The organism is Alteromonas salexigens, assembly GCF_025628895.1.
GTDB classification, from domain to species: Bacteria; Pseudomonadota; Gammaproteobacteria; order Enterobacterales; family Alteromonadaceae; genus Alteromonas; species Alteromonas salexigens.
The window spans coordinates 303,828-325,153 of record NZ_JAOTJC010000004.1 but is presented as its reverse complement, the minus strand read 5'-3'; the positions used below and the strand labels follow the sequence as shown (position 1 = coordinate 325,153).

General features: G+C 54.2%; 21 protein-coding genes. 10 read left to right on the top strand and 11 right to left on the bottom strand.

Going from position 1 to position 21,326, the window contains the following annotated elements:
- Positions 1-3: 3 nt before the first annotated feature.
- From accC to cutA, 6 genes are all read right to left on the bottom strand, one after another.
- Positions 4-1,347 (bottom strand): acetyl-CoA carboxylase biotin carboxylase subunit, encoded by a 1,344-nt coding sequence (gene accC, locus OCL06_RS02545; protein WP_262992168.1) that lies wholly within the window; start codon positions 1,345-1,347, stop codon positions 4-6.
- 14 nt (positions 1,348-1,361) lie between these two features.
- Positions 1,362-1,826 carry an acetyl-CoA carboxylase biotin carboxyl carrier protein gene (gene accB, locus OCL06_RS02540; protein WP_262992167.1) on the bottom strand — a complete coding sequence of 155 codons (465 nt, stop codon included), beginning with the start codon at positions 1,824-1,826 and terminating at the stop codon, positions 1,362-1,364.
- 13 nt (positions 1,827-1,839) lie between these two features.
- Positions 1,840-2,280, bottom strand: a complete 441-nt coding sequence (gene aroQ / locus OCL06_RS02535) for a type II 3-dehydroquinate dehydratase (RefSeq protein ID WP_262992166.1) — start codon at positions 2,278-2,280, stop codon at positions 1,840-1,842.
- 202 nt (positions 2,281-2,482) lie between these two features.
- Positions 2,483-3,289 carry a M23 family metallopeptidase gene (locus OCL06_RS02530; protein WP_262992165.1) on the bottom strand — a complete coding sequence of 269 codons (807 nt, stop codon included), beginning with the start codon at positions 3,287-3,289 and terminating at the stop codon, positions 2,483-2,485.
- A 122-nt stretch (positions 3,290-3,411) separates the two neighbouring features.
- Positions 3,412-5,223 (bottom strand): protein-disulfide reductase DsbD, encoded by a 1,812-nt coding sequence (locus OCL06_RS02525; RefSeq protein ID WP_262992339.1) that lies wholly within the window; start codon positions 5,221-5,223, stop codon positions 3,412-3,414.
- Between the two features lie 51 nt (positions 5,224-5,274).
- The gene (cutA, locus tag OCL06_RS02520; RefSeq protein WP_262992164.1) at positions 5,275-5,598 is read right to left on the bottom strand and encodes a divalent-cation tolerance protein CutA; all 324 of its coding nucleotides are present in this window, start codon (positions 5,596-5,598) and stop codon (positions 5,275-5,277) included.
- Positions 5,599-5,769: 171 nt separating this feature from the next.
- On the opposite strand from cutA, the gene OCL06_RS02515 reads away from it, so the two are divergent.
- The 4 genes from OCL06_RS02515 to OCL06_RS02500 all read left to right on the top strand — a co-directional run bounded on the left by OCL06_RS02515 (position 5,770) and on the right by OCL06_RS02500 (position 9,453).
- Positions 5,770-6,279: an FxsA family protein gene (locus tag OCL06_RS02515; protein WP_262992163.1), complete on the top strand. Its 510-nt coding sequence runs from the start codon at positions 5,770-5,772 to the stop codon at positions 6,277-6,279.
- Between the two features lie 265 nt (positions 6,280-6,544).
- Positions 6,545-6,835 (top strand): co-chaperone GroES, encoded by a 291-nt coding sequence (locus OCL06_RS02510; protein WP_262992162.1) that lies wholly within the window; start codon positions 6,545-6,547, stop codon positions 6,833-6,835.
- A gap of 42 nt (positions 6,836-6,877) precedes the next feature.
- Positions 6,878-8,518 (top strand): chaperonin GroEL, encoded by a 1,641-nt coding sequence (gene groL / locus OCL06_RS02505; RefSeq protein ID WP_262992161.1) that lies wholly within the window; start codon positions 6,878-6,880, stop codon positions 8,516-8,518.
- Positions 8,519-8,892: 374 nt separating this feature from the next.
- Positions 8,893-9,453, top strand: coding sequence for a hypothetical protein (locus OCL06_RS02500; RefSeq protein WP_262992160.1), 561 nt, complete (start codon positions 8,893-8,895; stop codon positions 9,451-9,453).
- Positions 9,454-9,637: 184 nt separating this feature from the next.
- On the opposite strand, the gene OCL06_RS02495 is transcribed toward OCL06_RS02500, so the two are convergent.
- From OCL06_RS02495 to OCL06_RS02485, 3 genes are read right to left on the bottom strand one after another with little or no spacing between them, the layout of a single operon-like run.
- Complete coding sequence (locus tag OCL06_RS02495) at positions 9,638-11,854, bottom strand: xanthine dehydrogenase family protein molybdopterin-binding subunit (protein WP_262992159.1); 2,217 nt, start codon at positions 11,852-11,854, stop codon at positions 9,638-9,640.
- The gene (locus OCL06_RS02490) at positions 11,844-12,866 is read right to left on the bottom strand and encodes an FAD binding domain-containing protein (RefSeq protein WP_262992158.1); all 1,023 of its coding nucleotides are present in this window, start codon (positions 12,864-12,866) and stop codon (positions 11,844-11,846) included. The genes OCL06_RS02495 and OCL06_RS02490 overlap by 11 nt, the downstream gene beginning before the upstream one ends.
- Positions 12,866-13,363, bottom strand: coding sequence for a (2Fe-2S)-binding protein (locus OCL06_RS02485; protein WP_262992157.1), 498 nt, complete (start codon positions 13,361-13,363; stop codon positions 12,866-12,868). Before OCL06_RS02485 ends, OCL06_RS02490 begins: the two co-directional genes overlap by 1 nt.
- Positions 13,364-13,729: 366 nt before the next feature.
- Between OCL06_RS02485 and OCL06_RS02480 the strand changes: the two genes are divergently transcribed.
- From OCL06_RS02480 to ppiC, 3 genes are read left to right on the top strand one after another with little or no spacing between them, the layout of a single operon-like run.
- Positions 13,730-14,167 (top strand): DUF2177 family protein, encoded by a 438-nt coding sequence (locus OCL06_RS02480; protein WP_262992156.1) that lies wholly within the window; start codon positions 13,730-13,732, stop codon positions 14,165-14,167.
- Positions 14,168-14,223: 56 nt separating this feature from the next.
- A complete protein-coding gene (locus OCL06_RS02475) occupies positions 14,224-14,775 on the top strand; it encodes a cupin domain-containing protein (RefSeq protein WP_262992155.1) in 552 nt (183 codons plus the stop codon).
- A 41-nt stretch (positions 14,776-14,816) separates the two neighbouring features.
- Entirely contained in the window at positions 14,817-15,095 is a 279-nt protein-coding gene (ppiC, locus tag OCL06_RS02470; protein WP_262992154.1) for a peptidylprolyl isomerase PpiC, read from the top strand.
- On the opposite strand, the gene OCL06_RS02465 is transcribed toward ppiC, so the two are convergent.
- On the bottom strand, positions 15,092-15,787 hold the full coding sequence (locus OCL06_RS02465; RefSeq protein WP_262992153.1) for a hypothetical protein: 696 nt from the start codon (positions 15,785-15,787) through the stop codon (positions 15,092-15,094). The two genes, ppiC and OCL06_RS02465, sit on opposite strands and share 4 nt — an antisense overlap.
- A gap of 343 nt (positions 15,788-16,130) precedes the next feature.
- On the opposite strand from OCL06_RS02465, the gene speA reads away from it, so the two are divergent.
- Positions 16,131-18,041 (top strand): biosynthetic arginine decarboxylase, encoded by a 1,911-nt coding sequence (gene speA, locus OCL06_RS02460; RefSeq protein ID WP_262992152.1) that lies wholly within the window; start codon positions 16,131-16,133, stop codon positions 18,039-18,041.
- A gap of 66 nt (positions 18,042-18,107) precedes the next feature.
- Here the strand turns inward: speA and OCL06_RS02455 are convergent, their stop codons facing one another.
- Positions 18,108-19,202, bottom strand: coding sequence for a serine hydrolase domain-containing protein (locus OCL06_RS02455; protein ID WP_262992338.1), 1,095 nt, complete (start codon positions 19,200-19,202; stop codon positions 18,108-18,110).
- A 270-nt stretch (positions 19,203-19,472) separates the two neighbouring features.
- On the opposite strand from OCL06_RS02455, the gene OCL06_RS02450 reads away from it, so the two are divergent.
- Positions 19,473-20,849, top strand: a complete 1,377-nt coding sequence (locus tag OCL06_RS02450) for a DNA-3-methyladenine glycosylase 2 family protein (RefSeq protein ID WP_262992151.1) — start codon at positions 19,473-19,475, stop codon at positions 20,847-20,849.
- 20 nt (positions 20,850-20,869) lie between these two features.
- Positions 20,870-21,325 (top strand): methylated-DNA--[protein]-cysteine S-methyltransferase, encoded by a 456-nt coding sequence (locus tag OCL06_RS02445; RefSeq protein WP_262992150.1) that lies wholly within the window; start codon positions 20,870-20,872, stop codon positions 21,323-21,325.
- The last annotated feature ends 1 nt before the right edge of the window (position 21,326 follow it).

Sequence of the window (21,326 nt, the reverse complement as noted above, 5' to 3'; positions counted from 1 at the left end):
CGATTATGCCAGGCCGAGTTTCTTTTCCAGATAGTGGATATTGGTACCACCGGCAAAGAAGTTTTCGTCGGCCATGATCTTGCGTTGCAACGGAATATTGGTCTTAATCCCGTCAATAACCAGCTCGTCCAGTGCGTGACGCATTCTGGCAATGGCTTCATCACGGCTTTCACCGTAGGTGATCAGTTTGCCAATCATAGAGTCATAGTAAGGGGGTACGGTGTAACCCGCATACACGTGTGACTCCCAGCGTACACCCAGGCCGCCTGGCGCATGGAACATATTAATTTTACCCGGGCTGGGCACGAAGGTCTCAGGATCTTCGGCATTAATACGACACTCAATGGCGTGGCCGCGGATTTGCACCTGCGATTGCTCAATAGACAAGGGCTGGCCGGCGGCAATGCGTAATTGCTCTTTGATCAGGTCCACATTGGTAATCATTTCAGAGACCGGGTGTTCAACCTGGATACGGGTGTTCATTTCAATGAAATAAAACTCGCCGTTTTCATACAGGAATTCAAACGTTCCGGCACCGCGGTAACCCAGTTCAATACAGGCGCGGCGGCAGCGGTCACCAATTTTTTCACGCATTTGCTCGGACACGCCTGGCGCCGGAGCTTCTTCCACCACTTTTTGGTGACGACGCTGCATCGAGCAGTCCCGCTCACCCAGGTGGATAGCGTTGCCCTGGCCATCGGCCAGCACCTGGATTTCCACATGACGAGGGTTTTCCAGGAACTTTTCCATGTACACGGTAGCGTTACCAAACGCCGCGCCGGCTTCTGCCTGCGTGGTTTGAATGGCTTTAACCAGCTCGGCTTCGCTGCGTACCACCCGCATTCCGCGACCACCACCGCCACCGGCGGCTTTAACGATAATCGGGTAGCCAATGCGCTTGGCAATGGCTTTGTTACGCTCTTCGTCATCGGTCAGCGGGCCATCAGAGCCAGGTACACAAGGTACGCCGGCTTTTTTCATGGCATTGATGGCAGACACTTTGTCACCCATCAGGTTGATGGTCTCAGCAGTCGGACCGATGAAAATGAAACCGCTTTTTTCTACAGCTTCGGCAAAGTCAGCATTTTCGGCCAGAAACCCGTAACCCGGGTGAATGGCAATAGAATTAGTGACTTCGGCTGCCGCAATAATGCGCGGAATGTTAAGGTAACTTTCCGTGGCCGACGCTTTGCCGATACAAATCGACTCGTCTGCCAACAACACATGTTTAAGATTCTGATCCGCGGTGGAATGAACCGCTACGGTTTTGATGCCCAGTTCTTTACAGGCACGCAAAATACGCAGGGCAATTTCGCCGCGGTTAGCAATGAGTACTTTATCTAACATGATAATGCGCCCACTTACTCAATGATGAACATAGGTTGATCGAATTCTACCGGTTCCTGGTTTTCAACCAGAATTTCCTTCACCACACCGGCTTTGTCAGTTTCGATCTGGTTCATCATTTTCATGGCTTCGACGATGCACAGGGTGTCGCCAACTTTTACGCTTTGGCCCACTTCCACAAATGATTTCGCGGTGGGAGAGGACGCGCGATAGAACGTACCTACCATCGGAGATTTCACAACGTGACCGGTAGGGGCCGGTGCTTCAGCAGGCGCTTCAGGTGCCGAAGCAGCCGGAGCCTGAGGTGCCGCTTGCTGCTGCGGGGCAGCCGGTGGCGCGAAGCTGTAGTTGACTGGTGCGGCGCCGCCAGTGGGGCCACGGTGAATGCGCACTGATTCTTCGCCTTCGGTGATCTCCAGTTCGGCCACGCCGGACTCTTCAACCAGTTCGATAAGCTTTTTAATTTTTCTAATATCCATGATCGGTCTCTGTCTACTTTGTATTAGTCGGTAAATTTATTGCGGCTGTCAGTGCCAGTGAATATCCAATGGGACCAAGTCCCAGGATGACGCCGGCAGCCACATCTGAAAAATAGGAATGATGACGAAACGATTCGCGGGCGTGCACATTAGACAGGTGCACTTCAATGAACGGGATAGTCACACTCAGTAAGGCATCGCGCAGCGCAATGCTGGTGTGCGTGAAGGCACCCGGATTAATGATGATAGCGTCGGTGTTACCCAGGGCAGCATGAATGCGGTCTATGAGCGCATGTTCGGCATTTGACTGAAAATGCTCAAGACTGACGCCCGCAGACTCGGCCTGCGCCGTCAGATCATCCACCAGCGTTTGCAGGTTTTGATGACCATACTGGTCTGGTTCGCGTTGGCCCAACATATTCAGGTTCGGCCCGTTGAGTAACAAAATATTCATTAAAAATGCTGCTATCTTTCGAAAAGTCTATGGATTATTGCCATCTCAACAAATAATGCCGCTTATTGCACGAAAAAAAGCCACTGATCGACTCGTCATTTACAATTAACGGTTGATTATAGTCGGACTCGCAGATTTAGCAGCAAAATACTGGTCTAATCAGGGGATATCGGCGCAAAGTTACCGCTCTGTTCAGCGGGGATCAGTCGGTCAGTCTGCGCTGAAGCTGGGATGGCTGAAAAGTAATCGGCACCGACTGGTACTTGCCATGGGGTTTGGCCACGTAGACGCCAAAATGGAGGTGGGGCATGGACGAAAACCCCGTGTTGCCGGAGTAGCCGATAAGTTGACCGCGGGCCACACTGTCACCCCGGCTAACCTCAACGCCCTGATATTTAAGATGATAGTACTCACCGGTAGTCCCGTCCTCATGCAAAATAGCCACATAGTTGGCATGTTTAGCAAGTTTACGGGACGGCCCGCCCTTACGGCCATCGGCCTTGGTGGCAATCACCACGCCGCCCCGAGCGGCGAAGACCGGCGTTCCCACCGGCGCAGCAAAATCCACCGCATACCGGGATGCGCCGCTGTGGCTGTAGTTTCCGTTAAACCCCTGCACAATCTTGTAGTCTCCGACAGGTTGTAGCGGACTGGCATAGTGCACGTCCGGGTTGTGCCGGGCGTCCAGCCGACCCGGTGTCCAGCGCACACGCATCGAGTTCCAGAATTTGTCCGCGTGAGTGACCGGCCCCAGGACCTGACTGGCTTTGCCGTGAAGCGCCGCCGTGACATGGTGGCCCTCGGCGAGTTTGTCTGAATATACGGTAAGTACCACCGGCAACGTACTGGTGTTGGTGACCTTCAGCTGCGGACGGTCGCTGTCGTTACTGACAGACAGACAAAAGCGGTTATCGAAGCAGCCTTCTGCTGCCACGCGGGGGCTTAATATAAGCAGTACGACTAACAGTGGGTGACGCACCGCAGACAATAGTGAGGTAAGTATCGTCATAGTGAATTACCTGTTGCTTCAGACCGAACCCGGATAACCGGAATATGCCGGTGGCAGCATCGTCAGGCAGGCAAACGACACCGGCACACTCTTTATTACGTGCGCCGGTGGGTTTGGGTTACTTAAGGCTGGTTAAGAAACTGGTTCACATGGTCGGCAAAAGGGCCGGCGCGCATAAAGCCGGTTACCCGCGAGCGGGGTATTTCTTCGCCCTCGGTATTGAAGAACAAGATAGTGGGTAACCCCAGCACGTTGAATTCACGCTGAAATGCCAGATTCGAGGCGGTGTTGTCGGTAAGATCGATTTGCATCCATACCGTGTTGTCCAGTGCGGTGACCACTTCAGGGGACGGGAAGGTGTATTTTTCAAACTCCTTACAGGCCACGCACCAGTCGGCGTAAAGATCGACCATCACGGTTTTTCCTTCCGCATTGGCCGTCGCGATCTTGCTTTCCAGATCGGCAAGGTTTTTCACGACCACAAACGGCGGATGGCTATTGGTTTGTTCACCGGCACCGTTTGGCCGGCTGTCAGATGTGGCCGGTTGCGCGGATGTCAGCGCCGCCTGGCGCTGCTGGTGGCCACTGAACAGCGTTTGATAGCCCACCATGGCGCTGGCAAATAACCCTAAAAAGATAATCAGTGTGCGCACCCCTTTGGCGATAGAGGGCGCGGTACTCTGATTCATCACGCTGAAATAGGTGAAAGCGGCCAGTCCCAGCACCGCCCACAGCAGGTTGGTATACGCACTGCTCCACAACCGCTCGATAAATAACACGGCCACCGCCAGCATCATAAAGCCAAAGGTGACTTTGATGATGTTCATCCAGTTGCCCGCTTTGGGCAGTAGCTTACCGCCGGTCATACCAAAGAGGATTAGCGGGATACCCATCCCCAGACTCAGCACATACAAAGACACAAAGCCCAGCGTCATGTCGCCGGTCTGTGCGATAAAGAGCAGAATGCCGGTCAGTGGCGCAGTGGTGCAGGGCGAGGCCACCAGTCCGGACAATACACCCATGGTGAAGACGCCAGCCACATTGCCGCGTTTTTGGTCATTACTGAGCTGGTTGAGCCGGGATTGCCATGAGCTGGGCAGCTGTAACTCGTAGGCACCGAACATGGCCAGGGCCAGCAACCCAAATACCACGATAAAGGCGATAAGAATGGCGGGGTGCTGCAGCGCCGCCTGGAACTGCATACCCGCAGAGGCGACAATAAGCCCTAGCAGGGAGTAGGTGATAGCCATTCCCTGTACATAAATAAAGGATAACCGGAACGCCCGCGAGAGCTTTATCGACTTACCCTGACCAATGACAATGCCGGATAAAATCGGGTACATAGGAAACACACAGGGCGTGAACGCCAGCCCTATCCCCAGCGCCAGAAACAGCAGCAGGGTCAGCGGCAGGTTGTCACCATCGATGAGCCGGTCGGCCAGCGAATACTGCTGTGACTGGGGGGCGGGGTTCTCTCCCTGGCTGTCTGCGTCAGCGGCGGCTTCAGCCGCGCTGCTCACCGCACTTAAATACACCACTTTGGTGGTGGGCGGGTAACACAGCCCGGCATCGGCGCAGCCCTGATAGCGTACCTTTACCATGCCATCGGCCACGGCCTCTTCAATGGGCACGGTAAACGTCACGGAGTCGTAAAACACTTGAGTGACCCCGAAGAATTCATCTTCGTGTTCCACGCCCGGCGGGTAAACCGGGTCGCCCAGGGTGACGTTCTTGGTGGCCAGCTTAAACTGCTTTTTATACAGGTAATAACCGTCGGCAATATCGAAGGTGACCGTCAGCGTGTTGTCCTGCTGGGTGAAGTCGAATTCAAAGGCCTGATCGACAGGCAGAAATTCGGGTTCATCACTGAATAAATCGCCGAATTCGCCGTTGCCGACCTGTGCATTACCCGGTGCCGGCAAGGCCAGGCACATCAGGGTAAATAGCAGCACAATAAAATGTGGCTTCATGGATTGCGTTCCTGTTTACTGCGTGGGGGTGACAGTCTGGTTTATCCACGTCAGGTATTCCTGACTGCCGTTCACCTCGTTAATAACCAGCCATTCCGGTACGTCATAGGGGTGCAGTTCGCACACACAGGCGTAAGCATCGTCCACTCGCTGCGCGGTGGTTTTGATGATCAGCTGGTACTCTTCATCTTCCTGCATTTTGCCGTCCCATAAATAATACGAGGACACCGGCCCGCCCATATTGGCGCACGCGGCAATTTGCGAGGTAATCAGTTTAGCGGCGATGGCCGCGCCGGTTTTTTTGTCCGGCACCGTACACAAAATAATTGTTGCAGTCATACTTGCTCCTACAGACCTGACAGTCCTACGTATTCTTTCAAAAAAGAGTGTATCACGATAACCATTTATCGATGCGATAGGCCTGTTGATCCTGTTCACACGTACGTATGATTGTGATTAGCGAATTCTCCCCCATGTATTGAGGGGAATAAGACACAGCGAGGTATCAGGTTGCGCGTACTATTTTTACTGTTTGCCATATTGCCCATTATCGAGATCGCTCTGCTGGTGCAGGTGGGCGGGCTGATTGGTGGCTGGAACACTATTGGCCTGGTGATCATCACCGCATTTGTGGGGGCATATCTGGTGCGCCGTGAGGGCTTTCAGACGCTCCAGGCCGCCCAAAGCAAAATGCAGCAACACGAACTGCCCGGCAAAGAGATGGTAGAAGGGTTGTTGTTGGTGATTGCCGGAGTGCTGCTGGTGACCCCCGGGTTTGTCACCGACATCATTGGCTTTTTATTTGTGGTTCCCGGCAGCCGGCATCTGTTGGCGGCGCAATTATCGAAACACCTGAAAATGCGGGTGGTCACTCCCGGACAGTTTGGTCAGACCGGTGGCTTCGGCCAAGGCCCCTCAGATCCCTTCGGGCAGCGTCACCAACCCGACGACGGCGACGTCTTTGAAGGCGAATATGATGATAAAACTCAGCAGGACGACCCAAACAAGCGGCTGAAATAGGTTACGGCGGGCGCCGATGCGCGCCCGGACTGCCAGCCCCCGCCTGCAACGATATTTATCTTTCAAATACTTACCCGCGATTGAAAAATTTTTTCATTTTTTTCACTAAAAACCCTTGAGTTTGTCAGGCCACTCCCCCATTTATCCTCGCAGAACAATTTAACGTCCGGCAACGGACATTCCTAGGTATTCGGCGAACAATATTGTGCGTCGACAAACACAACGAAACTTGACTTGAGTAGTTGAATTTTCAGGAGATTTGAAAATGGCAATTCGTCCTTTACACGATCGCGTCATCATTAAGCGCGCAGAGCAAGAAAGCAAGTCTGCTGGTGGAATCGTACTGACCGGTTCTGCTGCAGAAAAATCTACGCGCGGTGAGGTTATTGCTGTAGGTAATGGTCGCATCCTTGAAAACGGCGAAGTTAAAGCTCTGGATGTAAAAGTAGGCGACACCGTTATTTTCAACGACGGTTACGGCGTGAAAACAGAAAAGCTGGACGATCAGGAAGTACTCATCCTGAGCGAGAGCGACATTCTGGCGATTGTTGAATAATCCACCCCTTATCCGTTTAACGCATTTAGAGGAATATTAAAGATGGCAGCTAAAGAAGTACGTTTTGGTGACGACGCTCGCACAAAGATGCTGAAAGGCGTGAACACCCTTGCTAATGCAGTAAAAGTTACTCTTGGTCCTAAAGGCCGTAACGTGGTTCTGGACAAGTCGTTCGGCGCCCCTACTATCACTAAAGACGGTGTATCTGTAGCCAAAGAAATCGAGCTGGAAGACAAGTTCGAGAACATGGGCGCGCAGATGGTTAAAGAAGTAGCGTCTAAAGCAAACGACGAAGCCGGTGACGGTACCACGACTGCTACAGTACTGGCGCAGTCTATCGTAACTGAAGGTCTGAAGTCTGTTGCGGCAGGCATGAACCCAATGGATCTGAAGCGCGGTATCGACAAAGCAGTTATCGCTGCAGTTGAGCAACTGAAAGCCTTGTCTACTGACTGTGCAGACAGCAAGTCAATTGCCCAGGTAGGTACTATCTCCGCTAACTCTGACTCAGAAGTGGGTGAGATCATTGCGCAGGCAATGGAAAAAGTAGGCAAAGAAGGTGTTATCACTGTTGAAGAAGGCCAGGCCCTGCAAAACGAGCTGGACGTGGTTGAAGGTATGCAGTTCGACCGTGGTTACCTGTCTCCTTACTTCATCAACAACCAGGAAAACGGCACTGTAGAACTGGACAACCCGTTCATCCTGCTGGTTGATAAGAAGATCTCTAACATCCGCGAATTGCTGCCTACTCTGGAAAACGTAGCGAAAGCCGGTAAGCCTCTGCTTATCATGGCTGAAGACGTTGAAGGTGAAGCACTGGCAACGCTGGTTGTGAACAACATGCGTGGCATCGTGAAAGTAGCTGCGGTTAAAGCACCTGGTTTCGGCGACCGTCGTAAAGCCATGCTGCAGGACATCGCTACCCTGACTGGCGGTACTGTGATTTCTGAAGAAATCGGTCTGGAGCTGGAAAAAGTTCAGCTGGAAGACCTAGGTTCTGCTAAGCGCGTTGTCATCAACAAAGACAACACTACTGTGGTTGACGGTGTGGGCGACCAGCAAGCGATTGAAGGCCGTTGTGCACAAATCCGTGGCCAAATTGAAGAATCAACGTCTGACTACGATAAAGAGAAGCTTCAGGAGCGTCTGGCGAAACTGTCTGGCGGTGTAGCGGTTATTAAAGTAGGCGCTGCCACTGAAGTTGAAATGAAAGAGAAGAAAGACCGCGTAGAAGACGCGCTGCACGCGACCCGTGCTGCCGTTGAAGAAGGTGTAGTACCTGGTGGTGGTGTTGCGCTGGTACGTGCTGCCTCGAAACTGGCAGACCTGACCGGTGACAACGAAGATCAGACTGTAGGTATTAAGCTGGCTCTGCGTGCAATGGAATCTCCACTGCGTCAAATCTCTATCAACTCAGGTGCAGAAGCGTCTGTGGTAGTTAACGAAGTGAAGAACGGCGACGGCAACTACGGTTACAACGCAGCTAATGACACGTACGGCGACATGCTGGAAATGGGTATCCTTGACCCAACTAAAGTAACTCGCTCTGCGCTGCAATTCGCTGCCTCTATCGCTTCTCTGATGATCACCACAGAAGCTATGGTAGCTGAACTGCCAAAGGAAGAAGCAGCCCCGGCAATGCCTGATATGGGCGGCATGGGCGGCATGGGCGGCATGATGTAAGCCACCCAGGCATTTGCTTGAACGAAAAGGCGCTCTTAGGAGCGCCTTTTTTTGGTTCACTCGCCGCAGCAGCGTACTGTCATTTACCTTGCACTATTCAGTGCTCAGCAGCCGCACCAACAAACTAGGTGTCGTAACAATTATGCACTGCAGCAAGCCTGTCTGTTTACTAATCCATACGGTAGTCTGTCGCAGTGGTAACATATTAAAAGACTTATTCTTCCCATCGCTCATTGCAATATTCTTAATGTAAGTAATACTCTTACTTCCACCCACTATTAGCTCTTCGCAAAACGAAAAGTGTTGTGTAGGGGAGTATGCCGTCCTAGTACCTTTAATTGTGAATTGCCCATGCACGCTAGGAAGGAATAATCATGAAAAGCTTGTCTATAGTGCTGCCACTCGTCGTCACTGCTGTCTTGCCGGTATCCTCTATTGCTGACGAATCGAAACAAACAAAAATTGAACGCGCCATGTCTGCGGCGCCCTCATCAATAAGCGAAAACGCTACGATAATTGACACCGATGGTACGTTATTGAAACAAGGTACCAACGATTGGACCTGTCTACCCGATACCATGCCAGGTGATAAAGCACCCCTGTGCAACGATGAAACCTGGATGAAGATGATGCAAGCCATTGGCAGTAAGAGTGATTTTGTGGCTGACCGAATTGGTATTTCGTATATGTTGCAGGGGGAGCCTAAGGGCTCTGGCGTGAGTAATGCCACACCGCATCATGCAAACCATAAGCATGCCGAAGACTATGTGGAAACGGGGCCGCATCTCATGATTATTGTGCCGAAAAATTTGTTGCAAGGCATCCCTACCGACCCCAACTCCGGCGGACCTTATGTAATGTGGGGTGACACCCCCTACGCGCACATTATGTTGCCGGTGTCTTTAAAAGGAAAGCAGGTGGTTACCAATAAGTAGCGCTCTGATGCTATCTCTGTATTGCGTAAAGTAAACAATAATCAGGGCTAATTTGGCAGTCGGCTACGGCGCGCGACCAATCGCTTGCTGCCAACGCCCCGGTTTTTCCGAAAGCCCCCTTTTTCAATTCACAGGTAACAAGCTTACAAGGTCTATCGCCCGAGAATACTTTTTAACAACGATTTCAGCGAGTCTCTGATAGCTGTTTTACAATTTTATCCGGGGTGATGGGAAAATCTCTTACCCGTACGCCTACCGCGTCAAACACTGCATTGGCGATGGCGGCACCGGAACCCGTGATCCCCAGTTCACCAATGCCTTTGCTGCCCAGTTTACAGGCCTTGTAATCTGGCTCTTCAATCAACTGTAAAGTGATGTCACCGATATCCCGGTTAACCGCGATATGGTATTCGGCAAAATCACAGTTAACAAAGCTGCCGTCGCGGGGATCCTGTTGTAAATCTTCCAGCAAGGCATAGCTGGCGCCCCATATCATGCCGCCTTTTAGCTGCGATCCGGCGGTTTTACGGTTAAGTATCCTTCCGGCGGAAAAGGCACCATGCTGACGCAGGATCCTGACCTCGCCAGTAATGGTATCCACCTCCACCTCGGCAAAATGGGCGGCGCTGCTGTACTGGACATATTCGTCGTTACCTTCATCCGGCGCGACTGAGCCGGTGACTGTTAACGGGGAGTCACTGTTCAGTAAGTGGGGGACAGCATGCTGCTGTTGGGTTTGTCCCTCACCGAATATCACGTTGTCACCCGCCAGCTGCACCAGCGAATTACCCCGCGCGAGGCCGGCCAGTTCGCACAGTTTTTCTGATAAGGCTTCACAGGCATTGAGCACCGCCGTACCCGCACTGGAGGCGCCGAACGATCCCCCTGATCCGCTGGAGGTCGGCGAGTTACTGTCACCTAAATCAATGGTGATCCGGTTGGCGTCCACCTTTAAATGTTCCGCCACAATTTGGGTAAGAATGGTGTAGGTGCCGGTGCCAATATCCGTCATGTCAGTATGCACCACCAGCTCACCATTCGGATGCAGGGTGAGACTGGCTTCGCTTGGCACAATCATGTTCATACGCATTCCCAGCGCGACACCAAAGCCGTTCTTTCGGGTGCCGCGGGTACGGTAGGTGCGTTCGTCCCAGCCAAATTGTGCCGCGCCTTCCTGCAGGCAACGGTCAAGATTGTTGGTTGAGAAATCTGCACCGGTAATAGGGTGTACCGGTGCAATGTTATTGCGCCGGAAGGTCACCGGGTCGATATCCAGGGTGCGGGCCAGCTCGTCTACGGCTGATTCAAAGGCCAGCGAACCAATGGCGTCTCCCGGCGCCCGGACAGAATCAATCATGGGCGAGTCGACTACTTTTACCCGGTGCTGGCTGTCGATGGCGGCGGCCTGATAATTGATCCGTGCTGCGACACCTGTGCCTTCGGCGAACGCATAATCTTTGGCCATGGGCATGGCACTGTGATGTCGGACGCCGGCCAGTTGTCCCTCATCCGTAACGCTCAGCGCCATGTGCTGAATACTCTTGCCCCGGTGAGGCGCGTTATGAAACACCTGACGCCGGGTCATGGCGACTTTTACCGGCCGTTGCAGCTGCAAGGCGCCAATGCAGGCCAGAATCGCATCGTTATGTAGCCCCAGCTTCGAGCCAAAGCCACCACCCACGTACGGGCTTTTTATGCGAATTTTGTCAGCCGGCAACTTAAATGTGGAGGCCAGACAGTCTACGGCACTGGCCAGGATCTGAACGCTGGCCTGCACCTCAAGCTGCTCGCCATCATAACTGGCAATACAGGTATGCGGTTCCATTGCTGCCGACACCTGATTCGGCGTGGTATAGGTCATATCAAAACGCTGATGATCGGCCAGCGCGGCGTCAATATTGCCAATCCCTGCATCGGGGTCGTAACCGCCATCATCATCCTCAGGCACAACCTGGGCTTCCTGGTGCTCACTTAGCAGGCTAATGGGCGCCGGTGTGATGGTAAATTCTATAAGTTGTGCGGCGTAGCGGGCCTGCTCCAGGGTGTCTGCCACCACCATCGCTATTGGAAAACCTGCATAGCGTATGGTGGTGTCGTTGAGCATAGCCCGGCTCTGACCGAACCGGCCCATGTCCTCGGGGCTGCCAAACGGAGCCTGCTCAACAGAATTAAGGTGGGTGATGACGGCGTGCACACCTTCCTGAGATTCTGCCCCCGAGGTATCCAGGTGGGTCAGCGTGCCACTGGCAACGTCAGCGCCCACCACCCAACCAATTAATGGCGGGCTGGCAAACTGACTGTCGCCGGCATAATTCGCTTTGCCTGTTACTTTCAGCCGCCCATCGACCCGGTTCATTGCGGCACCTATTCCCTGTGACTTGTGTGTGACGTTAGCGGGCATACATAGCTCCTTCGTGACTGGGGTGGGCGCGCTGATGGTCGCTGGCCTGGTTTAGTACATGAGTCAGGGTGCGTCTGAGCACAGGAACTTTATAGTCGTTACCGCCATAGCTCCGGGCGTCTTTCAGTTCAGCCTCCGCGGCCTGAGCAAACAATTCGGGTGAGGGCGGATTGCCAAGCAGACACGCTTCCGCCTGGTGCGCATGCCAGGGGCGGGGGGCCACGCCGCCCAGTGCCAGGCTTACTTCGTCAATCACGCCCTCATTCACACGCAGGGTGCAGGCAACGGAAACCAGCGCAAACGCATACGAAGAACGGTCCCGCACCTTCTGATAAATATGTGTGCCGCGGGGGACGGTATCAATACTGACTGCGGTGATCAGGTCGTCGTCTGCCAATTGGGTTTCCACATGGGGCGTGTCGCCGGGCAACGTGTATAACTCACGCACCGGCAGTTCCCGGCGCACACCGGCGGCGTTACAGATATGCACCCGAGCATCCAGCGCGACCATGGCGGTGGCCATGTCCGACGGGTGGGTGGCAATACAGTGTTCAGAGGTGCCTAAAATGGCATGAATGCGGTTAAAGCCCTCTTTGGCGGCACAGCCACTGCCCGGCTCACGCTTGTTGCAGGCTTTGCTGGTGTCATAAAAGTAGTAGCAGCGGGTGCGCTGCAGCAGATTACCCGCCGTGGAAGCGCGGTTACGCAACTGCACGGTAGCCCCGGCCAGCAGCGCCTGGGCCAGCAGAGATAAACGGGGATGCTTATACGCATAATCGGCCAGCGCGGTGTTGGTCACCATGGCACCAATCACTACCCGTCCGTCATCCTCGGTAATCTGGTTGGCTTCATCAAAGCCGGATAAGTCGATAATGTGGTCAGGCCGCTCGATCTGATGTTTCATCAAATCTACCAGGTTGGTGCCACCCGCCAGAAACCGGCTATGTTTGAACGAAGCGACCTGGCTTAGATCCTCAGCGTGCTGTAAGGAAAATACACTAAACGGTTTCATCAGGCCTCCGGCGTGCTATCGGTACTGGTGACAGCCTCTATAATGTGTGGGTAAGCGCCGCAGCGACATAAATTGCCACTTAGTCGTTCTTTTACATCTTCCAGCCGGGTGTAGTAGGCATCAAACCATACCGCCGACGGACGCTGCTCCTGAAGTTCGCGCTGGGCGGCAATACCCGCACATATCTGCCCGCTGGTACAGAATCCGCACTGAAACGCATCATTATCAATGAAGGCCTGTTGTAACGGGTGGAGGTCATCGTTGTCTGCCACCCCTTCAATGGTCACCACGGCTTTGCCGGCTAACTGGAAAGTGAGTAACAAACACGCATTCATGCGCTCCCCGTCGACCAGCACCGTGCAGGCACCACACTGGCCGTGGTCACATCCCTTGCGGGCGCCGAACAATTGTAAATTTTGATGCAGAAAGTCGAGTAGCGTCGTGCGCGGATCGCTGGGGAGCGCGTACTCCTGCTGGTTGATCGTGATGCTGGACATGCTGAATTCCTTAATTCATGTCAGCCCCTTGCGTCAGCGCAGTGCACCGGCACCCAGAGGCAGTAGAAAACAAACATCAAATTAAACAGGAGTACTGCACTGCTCTTCTGTTGCGGTGCGCCGATAGCGATGAATACCCGGCGCAGGGTGATGTGTTGCTTTTACGCGCTCCGGCCCGATTGGTTTACCCTGATAAGTAAAAGTGCCCACTAAGGCGTAGTGGCAGGCCACAGCATGGGTGGTCATGGCATTGTATGTTGACCGGGTTGCATGATCCGGTGCCGGCGGTGGCAGGTACATACCTGCTGTGATTATTCCCGGAGGCGTGCCACACTGTGGAAAGCCTTTTACATGGAGCGGTAACCTATGCTTGCCAACATCAAATTATTTGCTGCCAGCATCATTACGGCGATGCTGGCTATATTGCTGTGTTTTGGCGTAATGGATTTACTCTGGCTTGGCTGGATTGCCGATGCCTGGTACACCTCCGAACTGGACGGCATGTTGCGTGAACATTTCATCACCTGGCCGTGGCTGGTGTTTTACTTACTCTATGGCGGCGTGGTGTTTGTGCTGGCTGTGGTGGCCAACCGCGATAAGCCGTGGCATTACGCCGGTATTGATGGCGCCTTACTGGGGCTGGCCAGTTATGGCGCCTACAACCTGACCTGCTACAGCATACTGGAGGGGTTCACCCTGTTTATTATGTTGGTTGACTGGGTCTGGGGGACATTTCTGACCGCCTGCAGCGCCATGGCAGGCTGGTTTGGTTTTCAGGCCGCGCGCCGACACGCCAATAACTGATCATTCCTGACAAAGTTGCACTATGCTGAATAGGCACTCATTCGAAGGAGCCTGTGATGCAACGTTCAACTCTGGCAGTTCTGCTTTTTATTGTAGCCGCGCCCTGCGTGGCGCACCCCGATGATGTCAGCCGGGCCAATGACGACAACCGGCTGGCGTTCCCCGGCCACGACACCCATATACTGGTCACCAGTGTCGCGTCTGAGTCGGCCACCGCAGTACTGGAACTGGCGGTTCCGGCCAAAAGCGTAGGCGCGCCACCCCACCGGCACGCCAAAGAAGATGAGTTCTTTTATGTGCTGGAAGGCGAGGTCGCATTTTTTACTGCTGACACCACCCACACGCTGAATGCCGGTGAAATGATCACCTTGCCCCGGGGCAACCTGCACGGCTTTTATAACAACACCGACGCCCCGGCGCGGCTGCTGCTGGTGGTCTCCCCCGGCCAGTTTGCCTCTTTCTTCGACGCCGTGGTGATGACATTACGGGACGAGGGTAAGACTGCGGATGTGGGCGCCGTGATTGCCGAACAGGCCGCGAAATTTGATGTGACCATTGAGATGCAGGCATTGCCGGAGGAAGCCAAAAAGCTGCTTAAAACACCCTAAATCAGATACAATAGCTGCCTTAGTCTCTGTTGGAAAAGACCATGCCTACTGCAGCCGCCATACATATTCTGGTAAAAACCGAGCGGGAAGCGAAAGACCTGCTCGTTCAGTTAAATAAAGGGAAAAACTTCGCGACACTGGCGAAAAAGCACTCGTTGTGCCCCTCTGGCAAGCGGGGTGGCGAACTGGGCGAGTTTCGTCGCGGGCAAATGGTAAAAGCCTTTGACGATGTGGTATTTAAAAAGCCGCTGTTACAGGTGCATGGGCCGGTTAAGACCCGGTTCGGCTACCATCTGATTAAAACCCTGTATCGTAATTAAGCTCGGGGCCACTTCTCTCCGCACACGCCATCCTGCGTGAACTGTGCGTACGGGCTGCCCTGCTCGTGAATAGCACGGGTAAGCGCCGCCCGGTGGTCTACTTCAATAAACGGCTCCGTCGCCGGCTGCCCGGCCTGATCCAGCTTATAATACTGTGACGAAAAGTCGGCCAGGTACAGCCGCTGAGGCTGGCCCAACTCGGTCAGTCGCACCCGGGTGACCGCTTTAAAGGTGTGGCTGCCGTGGGGCAGGGTCAGAAGCTGGCGATAAAAATACCCCTGGGCAGTCTGACGCTGAGAAAACACATTCAAGGTACGAATAAGCTCGGCTAAGTCGATGGCTTCCCGCTGCAACATGAAATCGTGGTGGGTATGATCGGTATTCGCGTCAGTCCCTGCGGTATAGGCTTGTCTGACGGCCAAATCAGTTAAGTATTCCTGACCTTCGGGTGCGTAGTCCCGCAACGCTTCGGTATTCATTTTAACGTAGTAATCGCTGATCCCGGCTGGCACCACATCGAACAAACGCAGGTCCGGGGTGACCTTGTCCCGCTCTTCAGGATCCTCGGGGCCTCGCATCTCGCAGCGTTCAGCAATTATGTAGTAATACTCGCCGGCGTCCATAGCCGCCGCGCTCTGGCCCAGGGTGATGGTTACCAGTAACGCCGTGATTAGCAGGTGATAGTGACGCACATGTTACTCCGGAGATTATCTGTGCGCGCAGTGTAACCTGTTTAGACCGGTGCATGCGAGTGGATAAAACGCCCACTGACACTGAACTTTTCAGGGCTTATCAGGCTACCAACAAGGCAGTAGCGCGACACCGGCCGCGCAGAATTTTATGCATCGGGCCGGTGAAATTGTAGGCCGTGGGTATGAGAGTGAAACCACCGTCAGACAGCCAAAAATATCTGCGTAAAAAGCGCCGATTTTCATAGCGTCTGTGCATGGCTTGACTATAATACGCGGCATTATTGGTACCAGGGCACAGCACGCTATCAGGCGGTAACAGACTGTGCTAACAGAGGTGAATACATTGTCAGAATGGAACATTGAAGAAGCCGAACGCGTGTATGGCGTTTCTCAGTGGGGCGGCGGTTATTTTCGCATTGGCGAAAAGGGCAACGTTGAAGTTACCCCCGTCCCGGAAGACACCAGTATCAGCATTGACTTCAAGGCCGTAATTGACGAGATTCGTGAAGAGGGCGTGCAATTTCCGGTAGTGGTGCGGTTTCACGATGTGCTGCGCTCGCAAGTCGCCAGCCTTAATACTATTTTTCGCACCACCATTACTGAAGCCGGCTACAACGGCCAGTATCAGGGCGTATACCCGGTTAAAGTGAACCAGATGCGTGAAGTGGTGGAAGAAATTGTTGAGGCCGGTGCGCCCTTCAATTACGGGCTGGAAGCCGGCTCGAAAGCCGAGTTGCTCACCGTTCTGGCGATGAACACCAATGAAGACTCCCTCACCATTCTGAATGGCTACAAAGACGATGAATTCATGCGTCTGGCGCTATTAGGGCGCAAACTGGGCCGCAAAATTGTGGTGGTGGTAGAGAAATATTCGGAACTGCTGTTGCTGGTGAAAATCGCCAAAGAGCTGAATATCGATCCTATCATTGGCGTACGCGCCAAAATGACCGTAAAGGGTCGGGGCAAATGGGAAAGCTCTGGCGGAGAGCGGGCGAAATTCGGCCTGACCATCACTGAAATTATTAAAACCGCCCGGTACCTGGAAGAGCAGGGTATGGCGCACTGCCTGAAACTGCTGCACTTCCATATTGGCAGTCAGCTGACCGATATTCGCGCCGTTAAAGAAGCCATGACCGAAGGAGCCCGCATTTATGCTGATCTGCATAAGATGGGCTTCCCGCTGGATTATGTGGATGTAGGGGGTGGTCTGGGTATCGATTACGACGGCAGTAACTCCACCAATGAGTCGTCGCGCAACTACAGCATGCAGGAATATGTGGCTGACGTAGTGTATGGCATGAAAGAAATGTGCGACCTGGAAGACGTGCCCCATCCTACGCTGGTCAGCGAAAGTGGCCGCGCCATCACGGCCCATCACAGCTGCGTGGTGACCGAAATTGTCGGTGAAATTAAGTCTAACAGCGCCTCCATCGATACCGAAGTCAAAGACGGCGAACACTTCTTTGTGAAGAATATGCGTGAGCTGGCCGAGACCCTCGACCAGCAGGACAACATGCAGGAAGTGTATAACGATGCGTCGCAGTACAAAGAGCAGGCCCTGGATGCCTTTAAGCTGCGGGTGCTTACACTGGAAGAGCTGGCCAAAATTGAAACCCTGTACTGGCACATCATGAGTCATTTGCATGCCTACTATGCCAATGAAGAGTACGTGCCCGAAGAACTGCAGGAACTGGATTACAGCCTGTCGTCACAATACCTGTGTAATTTCTCGGTATTTCAGTCGGCGGCCGACACCTGGGCCATTGACCAGTTGCTGCCGGTGGTGCCGCTCACCCGCATGAATGAGCGCCCTGAGGTGAACTGCTCGCTGGTGGATATTACCTGTGACAGTGACGGTAAAATTGATCAGTTCACGGTAGGCCGGGAAATTACTGATGTGCTGCCCATGCACAAGCTTAAAAAAGACGATCCTTATTACGTGGGGCTATTTCTGACAGGTGCGTATCAGGATGTGATGGGTGACATGCATAACCTGTTCGGACGTCTGAACGAAGTGCATATCTACAGCTATGATGACGATCCGCAGGATTTCTACATTGAAGAAGTGGTAAAAGGCTCTTCGGTGGAAGACGTCTTGTCGATTATGCAGTACAACCCGAAGGCCATGGCCTCGGATATGAAGCGCATGATTGATAGGCAGATTTCTAACGGCACATTCAATCCCCGTGAAGCGGTGCGCTGGAACGATTTCTACGAAAACTGCCTGAGTGGCTATACCTATCTGAAGCCCTAATCGGGGTCTGGCGGGGGCTTCGTCCCCCCCGAATGCTGAGTGGCTATATCTGTTTGCAGTGCAGGATTATTGCTTCCGGTTAGCGAAATAACGCTTCCAGAACTCGGCAGTCGTGGTGTTGATCATGTTCGATTCGGCATTCATCAGCATCACGTAACCGGCACCGGTTTCCGGCGCAAACGCCACATCGGCCCGATACCCTTTCACCCAGCCGCCGTGATAGTTAATGCGGTGACCGTCGAAGTCATAAATACGCCAGCCCAGCCCGTAGTGGGCATTATCTAAGTGGCCCCGCCAGCCCCGGCGATAGGTCTCACGCTGGGTTTTCACCCGCGGCGTGGTTACTGTGTCGATAATTTCCGGGGTGATCACCGTGGGGAACTCCCCCAGCAACGCCTGCAAATACACCGACATATCACGAATACTGGCATTTACCCCGGCGGCCGGAGTGAACCGGTAATAGTTGCTTTCTACCAGTCCTTCACGCCAGCGGTTGCGGGCAATGGCAATGTGGGGGCGAGCCCATTCTTCAGACGCCAGCAGTGCCCCTTTACCGGCGCTGGCAGTATTCATGCCCAGCGGAATAAACAACTGAGTTTGCAACTGGCGGTGATACGAGGTGTTTTGGTTCGTCAGGTAATACTCAATGGCGCCAAATAAGGCGTTCTGGTAGGTGTAGCAGTTGCCCGGTGCGCACAATGGCTCCAGCCCGCCCAGCTGGGTCAGTACCCGGTGTAGCGGGTAGTCGGCTTCAATCAGGTTGTCATAGGCGTTGGGCATAAAGCCTGACGATTGGCCAATGATATGCTGCAACTGCAACGTGTCCATGCCTTCACCGGTAAATTCGATAGAGGGGGTCAGCTCGCTGATGGGCGTGGTAAGGGGCAGGCGATCCTGCTCGTGTAATTTCGCCATCAGCAGCCCGGTAAAGGTTTTTGAGACCGACGCTAACCGGAACACGGTGGTCTCGGTAATGGCCTTGCCGCCACTGTGGGTTTTGCCATATGTGTAGACGCGGGGGGATTCACCCTGCAGGTAATAGACAAAGGTGTACCCGGGCACCCGGTATTTTACCGCCTGGCGTTTGACGTAGTCCGCATAGTTGTCAACCCAGTCGGCTGCAGCGGGTGCGGTACTGACCACGCACCACAGACTCAGCATCGCGAACAGGGCGCGCACTCGGGGGGCAATTCTGACACACGGCGTAGGCAAACTGGCTCCTGAATTATTATTATAACCGTCTGTGAACAGCGCGGCGTAATGGGCGACTGCGCTATTATGCGTAGCAGGCCTGTTATAATCAACTTAAGCGCGCGAATGCCCGGTTTGGCCACACCTTGCCAGAAAAGTTCCCAGTGAGTGCCGATTTTGTCGCATACATGAGGGGTAAACGGGTTATCATTAGGTTATGTACAATCACGTGGATAGCTTATGACCTCTGCCCTGCCCGCCACTGTCGAACAGCAATATGCCCGCGCCCGTCTCAGCCGTGACCGGCGGTTTGACGGGGTATTTTTTGTGGCAGTGACCTCCACCGGTATTTTTTGCCGGCCGGTGTGTCCGGCGCGTCTGCCGGCAGAGCGAAATGTACGCTATTTCACCCATGCCACCCACGCCCTGCGCGAGGGGTTCAGGCCCTGCCTGCGCTGTCGTCCTGACAGCGCCCCGCAATCATACGCTTGGCTGGGTGTTACGACCACGGTGCGCCGGGCCGCGGCATTACTCAGCGAGATCCCGGCCGCCCCGGTGGCGGATATTGCCGCACGACTGGGTATTTCAACCCGCTACCTGCATGTGCTGATGCAACGCCATTTCGGGGTGGCACCCAAAACGTTTCAGATCATGCAGCGGGTGCTGTTTGCCAAACAGTTACTTCAGCAAACCGAACTGGGCATGGATGACGTGGCCGTCAGTGCCGGCTTTGCCAGTACCCGGCAGTTACAACGGGCAATAAAGCAGTACTGTCAGCTAACCCCTGGTGACTTGCGACGCGGGCAGCCGCAAACTGGCGGCGGACCGTCACTGACCGTTTTGCTGCGTTACCGGCCCCCGTATAACTGGCCGCAGGTGCGCGACTTTCTGAAAGCCCGCGCCATTGAGCAGGTTGAACACGTGGGTGAGCAGCATTACCGGCGAAACCTTGGCAGTGCGGACGGCGACGGTACTCTCACCGCAGAGCATCTGCCTGACATGCACGGGTTTCGTGTGACCTTACAGCTGGCTAACCTGTCTGCCGCGCACCGGGTATTGAATACCCTGCGCAGGGTGTTAGATTTAGACGCCGAGCCGGGGCTCATTGACACCGCACTCAACCAGGCCGGCCTGCCCACCGCAGCCCGTACCGAGGGGCTGCGGCTGCCCGGCTGCTGGAGCGAGTTTGAGGCCGGCTGCCGGGCGATTGTCGGACAACAGGTGAGTGTGAAAGCGGCTATCGGACAGGTAACGGCGCTTACTCACGCGCTACAGAGCGATGATAAAGCACCGATGACCTTCCCCACTCCAGAAGCCGTAGCGGGCGCTGATTTAGCCTTTCTGAAAATGCCCGGGGCACGGAAACGCGCATTGTCAGCCTTTGCTGAGTATGCGGCAGCCACGTCAGCAGAGTTTGACGCTGAGGCGTTACTGGCCATTAAGGGGGTAGGCCCCTGGACGGTCAATTATGTACGCATGCGCGGGGCTTCCGAACCAGACATTTACTTACACGGCGACCTGGTGGTACGCAAGGTGGCCAGCCGCTTCGCGCTGCGCCCTGACGAGGCGGCACCGTGGCGCAGTTATTTAACCTTACAGTTATGGCATCTGGCATGATGGCCATCAGGACAGACTCTATGTATACCCAACATTTTCGATCCGCGTGCGGCAATGTTACCGTCAGTGCCAATGATGACGGCATTACCGCGGTGGCGTTTACCGGTAACCAAGCGCCGGCAGCCCGACCAAGCCCGCTGACTCAGCAGGCGTGCGAACAACTCACCGCTTATTTTGCCGGGCAGCGCAATACCTTCGATATGCCACTGGCGATGCAGGGCACCGACTTCCAGCGCCAGGTATGGCAGGCACTGCTGACTCTGAATTACGGGGAAACCGCCAGTTACCGGGATATTGCCGAGCGCATTGGCAACCCCAAAGCGGTACGGGCAGTGGGGCTGGCCAACAGTAAAAACCCCATTGCCATCGTAGTGCCCTGCCACCGGGTAATTGGTGCCAGCGGTAAACTGACCGGCTATGCCGGGGGACTGGAGCGCAAGCGGTACTTACTCAATCTTGAAGGGGTGGCGGTATAAT